The organism is Pseudomonas sp. NPDC089406, from assembly GCF_044900265.1.
In the GTDB taxonomy this organism is placed as follows: Bacteria; Pseudomonadota; Gammaproteobacteria; order Pseudomonadales; family Pseudomonadaceae; genus Aquipseudomonas; species Aquipseudomonas fakonensis.
This window is the reverse complement of the sequence record NZ_JBJDNC010000042.1, coordinates 43,012-49,633: the sequence shown is the minus strand read 5'-3', so window position 1 is coordinate 49,633 and position 6,622 is coordinate 43,012. Positions and strand designations below refer to the sequence as shown.

Sequence of the window (6,622 nt, the reverse complement as noted above, 5' to 3'; positions counted from 1 at the left end):
AAACAGATGTAGGAGCGGCCTTGTGTCGCGATGCGCCGCGCGGGCGGCGCTCGATCTGATAGGCGCTGCAAAACCTTCGGCGAACACTTGTCAGCCCTGACGCGGACACCTTGAAAGGGATGATCGTAAGGGCGCAAAGGTGAAAAAGCGTCACTATAAATAATGAATGCGCCTACAACTTCCAAGACCAATTAAAAAAACTTCAAACAGATCAACAGATCAACAGATCAACAGATCAACAGATCAACAGATCAACAACATAAACCTGCACAAAAACCATCGCCGGCAAGCCCACGCCCACAGACAACTAAACCACCGCAACCGAAACCCCAACCGGCAACCGCATACACAACCGTAACCCCCGCCCCCCATTGACCGCCCAGAGCATCCCCCCCTGCCGCTCAATGGCACTGCGGGCAATACTCAACCCCAGCCCAAACCCGCCATCCCCGGGCCGCGCCCCGTCAAGCCGGGTAAACGGCGCAAAAATACGCTCAAGCTCCCCCTCGGCCACCCCACCGCCCTCGTCCTCCAACTCGAGCAGCCAATACCCCCCCTCGCGCCGCCCACCCAAACGCACAGAGCCATCCACCGGCGAATGGCGAACGGCATTGCGCAGCAGGTTCTCCAAAGCCTGGGCCAGATGGTTGAGATTACCCTGCACCCAGCAGCCCGCCGGCAGCTCGCAACGCAGGCGCTCCGGCGCCCAACCGCTTTCATAGCAGGCGTTCTCGCTGAGCACATCCCACAACGCCGGCAACTGGATCGGCTCAAGCTCGAGCACCCCGCGCTCGGCGTCCTGCCAGGCCAGTTGCAGGGTGTTCTCGACCAGCTGCTGCATGCCATCCACCTCACGGTGCAGGCGCTCGCGCAGGCGGTGCAGGTCGGTCTCGCCATCGCAGGCCACCCGCAGGCGGCTGAGCGGGGTACGCATCTCGTGGGACAGGTCGCGCAGCAACTGCTGCTGCAACGCCACCGTACCCTGCAGGCGCTCGGCCATCTGGTCGAAAGCCCGGGCCAGCTCGCCCAGTTCATCCTGGCGCTGGGTGGTGCGCGCATCCAGACGCGCCGTCAGCTGGTCGGCACGCCAGGCATTGGCCTGCTCGCGCAACTGGTTCAGCGGCACGATCAGCATGCGGTACAGCCCCACGCACAACAGCAAGGTGAACAAGCCCGGGATGATGCCGTTGGTGACCACCTGCCAGAGCAGGCGGTAGTGGCCTGGGTTGAAGCGTTTGGGCAACTCCATGACCAACATGCCCTGCTCGGGCACAGTGGGGAACGGCAGGCGCAACCAGGGCTGCCCGACAATCCGCCGGCTCATCGGCCAGTCGACCCCGCGCAGGCGCGTCAGGTGCTGGATCTGCTCGCCGCTCAGGGCCAGGCTGCCCAAAGGTTGCAGGTCACCGTCGAGCACCCCGGCCCAGCCCGGCTCGCGCTCAAGCAAACGCTCCTGCCAGCGGTCCACGCCTTCGCGCCCGCCCTCAAGCCAGGCCCGCTCGGCCTCGGCCGCGTAGCCACGCAGCACCTCGCGCGCCGGCTCGTCGAGGAACGCGTTGCGGGTTTCCATGTGCCGGCCCCAGGTGTAGCTGAGGCCGATCATCAGCAGGCAGAACCCCACCAGCAGGATGGCCAGTTTCCAGAACAGCGAATGGCGATCGAGCACTGTTCAGTCCGCCTCGCCGGCGCTGAACACGTAGCCCTTGCCCCACACGGTGCGCACCTGGCGCTCGTGATAGCCGATGGCCTTGAGCTTGCGGCGGATCTGGCTGACATGCATGTCCAGGCTGCGGTCATGCCGCGAATAGGCCCGTTGCAGCACCTGGCGGTACAAGAACGGCTTGCTCAGCACCTCGTCCTGGCTGCGGCACAAGGTGTCGAGCAGGCGGTACTCGCTGGGGGTCAGGCCGGCCCAGGCATCGGCCAGGCACACGTCGCTAAGTTGCTCGTCAAAGCGCAGTGCACCGGCCGGCAACTCCAGCGGCGCCTTGGCGCGGCGCTCGAACGCCACCCGGCGCAGGATCGCCTCGATGCGCACGCGCAGTTCGGCAAAGCTGAACGGCTTGGGCAGGTAGTCGTCGGCGCCACGCTCAAAGCCGGTGATGCGGTCGGCCTCGGCGCCCAGCGCCGACATCAGGATCACCGGCGTGGCGCTGTGCCGGCGCAGGCTGGCCAACGCCTCCAGGCCATTGAGGCCAGGCAGCAGGATGTCCATCAGCACCAGGTCGAACACCTGCCGGCCGGCGGCCTCCAGCCCTTCAAGGCCGTTACGGCACCAGGTGACGTTGAAACCGCCGCGTTGCAGCTCGTCGTGCAGGTAGGCGCCAAGCACAGGGTCGTCTTCGATGGCGAGGATGCTGGAGGTATGAATGGCTTCGGGATGCATTGGCAACTGTCATCAATTCTCAGTTACGCGATTATTGGGTAAGCGGGTGTTGCAGGCAACCGGGGGGCGACCGGCGCGCGCCAGGAGAGGGGCAGACCAAGGTCGGATTGATCGGTGTGGGGGTGGAGTTGGCCGCACAGCGTGCATTGCGCCTACAGGAATCGCAGCCGTTGCTGGATTGACCGCAAGCGGTAAAAAACAGACACAAATACCCGCATTGGAGTAACGTTCGCCAACGCGCAACGCGCGCCCTTGAGCACATGACAGGAGACAGGTGTGCTAGACCGTTTGGGAATTCGCAGCCGCGTGCTGTTGCTGGCCCTGCTGCCCGCCAGCCTGATGGCCCTGGTGCTGGGTAGCTATTTCACCTGGCTGCAACAGAACGAGCTGCGCACGCAGCTGTTGCAACGCGGCAAGATGATCGCCGAGCAACTGGCCCCGCTGGCCGCCCCGGCCATGGCACGCCAGGCTCCGGCGCAGCTGGAGCGCATTGCCGCGCAGGCGCTGGAACAGTCCGATGTACGCGCCGTGGCGTTTCTCGCCGCCGACCGCACGCGCCTGGCCCACGCCGGCCCCAGCATGCTCAACCAGCCGCCCAGTGGCGGCACCGGCACGCAACTGCTGCAACGCACCGGCAACGACGCCACCCGCTACCTGATGCCGGTGTTCGGCCACCACCGCGACCTGGCCACCGACGCCGTGCCGGCCGAGGCCGAGCGCCTGCTGGGTTGGGTGGAGATCGAGCTGTCCCACGACGGCACCCTGCTGCGCGGCTACCGCAACCTGTTCACCAGCCTGCTGCTGATTTTCGTCGGCCTGGCCCTCACCGCGCTGCTGGCACTGCGCATGAGCCGCACCATCAACGACCCGATCAACCACATCAAGCACGCGGTCAACCAGCTCAAGGACGGCCACCTCGAAGAGCGCCTGCCGGCCATGGGCAGCCACGAACTGGACGAGCTGGCGGCCGGCATCAACCGCATGGCCGAAACCCTGCACAACGCCCACGAGGAGTTGCAGCACAGCATTGACCAGGCCACCGAGGACGTGCGCCAGAACCTGGAAACCATCGAGATCCAGAACATCGAGCTGGACATGGCGCGCAAGGAGGCCCTGGAGGCCAGCCGCATCAAGTCCGAGTTCCTCGCCAACATGAGCCACGAGATCCGCACCCCGCTCAACGGCATCCTCGGCTTCACCCACCTGTTGCAAAAGAGCGAGCTGACCCCACGCCAACTGGATTACCTGGGCACCATCGAAAAGTCCGCCGACAACCTGCTGGGGATCATCAACGAGATCCTCGACTTCTCCAAGATCGAGGCCGGCAAGCTGGTGCTCGACAGCATTCCGTTCAACCTGCGCGACCTGATCCAGGACACCCTGACCATCCTCGCCCCCGCCGCCCACGCCAAACAGCTGGAGCTGCTCAGCCTGGTGTACCGCGACACCCCGCTGTCGCTGGTGGGCGACCCGCTGCGGCTCAAGCAGATCCTTACCAACCTGGTGAGCAACGCCATCAAGTTCACCCGCGAGGGCACCATCGTGGTGCGTGCCATGCTCGAGGACGAGCAGGAAGACAGCGCGCAGCTGCGCATCAGCGTGCAGGACACCGGCATCGGCCTGTCGCCGCAGGATGTACGCACGCTGTTCCAGGCCTTCAGCCAGGCTGACAACTCGCTGTCGCGCCAGCCCGGCGGTACCGGCCTGGGGCTGGTGATTTCCAAGCGCCTGATCGAGCAGATGGGTGGCGAGATCGGCGTCGACAGCACCCCGGGTGAAGGTTCGCAGTTCTGGATCAGCCTCAACCTGCCGCGCGCCCATGACGACGCCGAAGAGCAACCGCTGCAGGCCCTGCTCGGCCGCCGGGTGGCCATCGTCGATGGCCATGACCTGGCGCGCCAGGCGCTTGAGCATCAACTGGAAGACTGCGGCCTGACAGTGAGCCTGTTCTCCTCCTACGACCAGTTGTTGCAGGCGGTGAACGCCGCCAGCCAGGCCGGCCAGCCGTTCGATTTCGCCGTGCTGGGCACCCACCTGGGCAGCCTGTCGCCCGAGCAATTGGGCCAGTACCACCAACAGTTGGAGCGCCTGGGCTGCCAGTGCGTGGTGCTGTGCCCCACCACCGAACAGCCGCTGTACAGCCCGTTCCTGCCCAACGCCCACGGCCAGTTGCTGGCCAAGCCCACCTGCTCGCGCAAGCTGCGCCGGCTGCTGCTGGAGCTGGTGCAGCCGCGCCGCCCGCTGGCCGAGCCGCGCACCGGCAACGGCGAGCGGGCCCCCAAGGTGCTGTGCGTCGACGATAATCCGGCCAACCTGCTGCTGGTGCAGACGCTGCTGGAGGACATGGGCGCCGAGGTGCTGGCGGTGGACAGCGGCTACGCCGCGGTGCAGGCCGTGCAGGACGAGCCGTTCGACCTGGTGCTGATGGATGTGCAGATGCCCGGCATGGACGGGCGCGCCTGCACCGAGCAGATCCGCCAGTGGGAGAACAGCCACAGCGCCCCGGCGCTGCCGATCGTGGCCCTGACCGCCCACGCCATGGCCAACGAAAAACGCGCCCTGCTGCACAGCGGCATGGACGACTACCTGACCAAGCCGATCAGCGAGCGCCAGCTGGCGCAGGTGGTGATGAAGTGGACCGGCCTGAGCCTGGGCGCGCCCTCGCAGGAGCGCAGTGCCGAGCGCCAGCCCGACAGCGAGCTGAAGGTGCTCGACCCCGAGGAAGGCCTGCGCCTGGCCGCCGGCAAGCCGGACCTGGCCGCAGACATGCTGGCCATGCTGCTGGCATCGCTGGACGGCGACCGCGAGGCGATCCGCCTGGCCCGCGAGGCCGAGGACCGCGAGGCGATGATCGAGCGGGTGCACCGGCTCAACGGCGCTTCGCGCTACTGCGGCGTGCCGCAGCTGCGCGCCGCCTGCCAGCGCAGCGAGACCCTGCTCAAGCAGGACAACCCGCAGGCGCTGCAGGCGCTGGACGAACTGGACCGGGCGATCACCCGGCTGGCCGAACAGGCGCGGCTGAGCGCCTGAGCAGGCTGGCGGCACACACATCACCTGTAGGAGCGGCCTTGTGTCGCGAAAGGGCTGCAAAGCAGCCCCCGCAATTTTGCCTGATGCCGAAATCCTGGGGCTGCTGCGCAGCCCTTTCGCGACACAAGGCCGCTCCTACAAAGACCGCTCATGCCTTCAGATACCGAGCAACTTTGCTCCTTCGAGGAATGCCCCATGCGCACACTCTTGTTCAGCAGCCAGCACTACGACCAGGAAAGCTTCGAGCGCGCCGCCACAGGCCTTGATTTCGACCTGCATTACCAGCCGGCACGCCTGACCCAGGACACCGCCGCCCTGGCCCAGGGCTTTGAGGTGGTTTGCGCGTTCATCAACGACGAACTCGACGCCCAGGTATTGCAACGCCTGGCCGAAGGCGGCACGCGCCTGATCGCCCTGCGCTCGGCCGGCTACAACCATGTCGACCTGGCCACCGCCCGGCGCCTGGGGCTGAGCGTGGTGCGGGTGCCGGCCTACTCGCCCCACGCCGTCGCCGAGCATGCCGTGGCGCTGATCCTGGCCCTGAACCGGCGCCTGCACCGCGCCTACAACCGCACCCGCGAGGGCGATTTCACCCTGCACGGGCTGACCGGCTTCGACCTCTACGGCAAGACCGTCGGGGTGGTCGGCACCGGGCAGATCGGCGCTGCGTTTGCCCGCATCATGGCCGGTTTCGGCTGCCAGTTGCTGGCCTACGACCCCTACCCCAACCCCGAGCTGCTCGCCCTGGGCGCGCGCTACCTGGAGCTGCCCGAACTGCTGCGCCAGGCCCATATCATCAGCCTGCACTGCCCGCTGACCGAGCACACCCGGCACCTGATCAACGCCAACAGCCTGGCCCAGCTGCAGCCCGGCGCCATGCTGATCAACACCGGCCGCGGCGCGCTGGTGGACACCCCGGCGCTGATCGATGCCCTGAAAAGCGGCCAGCTAGGCTACCTGGGGCTGGATGTGTATGAGGAAGAAGCGCAGCTGTTCTTCGAGGACCGCTCCGACCTGCCGCTGCAGGACGATGTGCTGGCGCGCCTGCTGACCTTCCCCAACGTGATCATCACCGCCCACCAGGCGTTTCTCACCCGCGAGGCGCTGGATGCCATCGCCTCCACCACCCTGTGCAACATCACCCGCTGGGCGGCAGGCAATGCGCAGAATCTGGTCACAAGTTGATGCTAGGATACGCGGCATTTC

General features: G+C 66.3%; 4 protein-coding genes. 2 read left to right on the top strand and 2 right to left on the bottom strand.

Annotated elements, in window-relative coordinates; translation table 11 throughout:
• Positions 1-307 precede the first annotated feature (307 nt).
• Positions 308-1,666, bottom strand: a complete 1,359-nt coding sequence (locus ACI2KK_RS23950) for a histidine kinase sensor domain-containing protein (protein WP_404670887.1) — start codon at positions 1,664-1,666, stop codon at positions 308-310.
• Between the two features lie 3 nt (positions 1,667-1,669).
• Complete coding sequence (locus ACI2KK_RS23945) at positions 1,670-2,386, bottom strand: response regulator transcription factor (protein ID WP_369990169.1); 717 nt, start codon at positions 2,384-2,386, stop codon at positions 1,670-1,672.
• Between the two features lie 276 nt (positions 2,387-2,662).
• Here ACI2KK_RS23945 and ACI2KK_RS23940 point away from each other — a divergent pair, with 276 nt between their 5' ends.
• Both ACI2KK_RS23940 and ACI2KK_RS23935 read left to right on the top strand, forming a co-directional pair.
• Positions 2,663-5,416 (top strand): response regulator, encoded by a 2,754-nt coding sequence (locus ACI2KK_RS23940; RefSeq protein WP_404670886.1) that lies wholly within the window; start codon positions 2,663-2,665, stop codon positions 5,414-5,416.
• A 195-nt stretch (positions 5,417-5,611) separates the two neighbouring features.
• Positions 5,612-6,601: a 2-hydroxyacid dehydrogenase gene (locus tag ACI2KK_RS23935; RefSeq protein WP_404670885.1), complete on the top strand. Its 990-nt coding sequence runs from the start codon at positions 5,612-5,614 to the stop codon at positions 6,599-6,601.
• Positions 6,602-6,622 lie beyond the last annotated feature (21 nt).

Excerpts from the sequence above, each read along its gene's own strand:
- ACI2KK_RS23945 (WP_369990169.1), bottom strand. The coding sequence starts at position 2,386 with ATGCATCCCGAAGCCATTCATACCTCCAGCATCCTCGCCATCGAAGAC.
- ACI2KK_RS23935 (WP_404670885.1), top strand. The coding sequence starts at position 5,612 with ATGCGCACACTCTTGTTCAGCAGCCAGCACTACGACCAGGAAAGCTTC.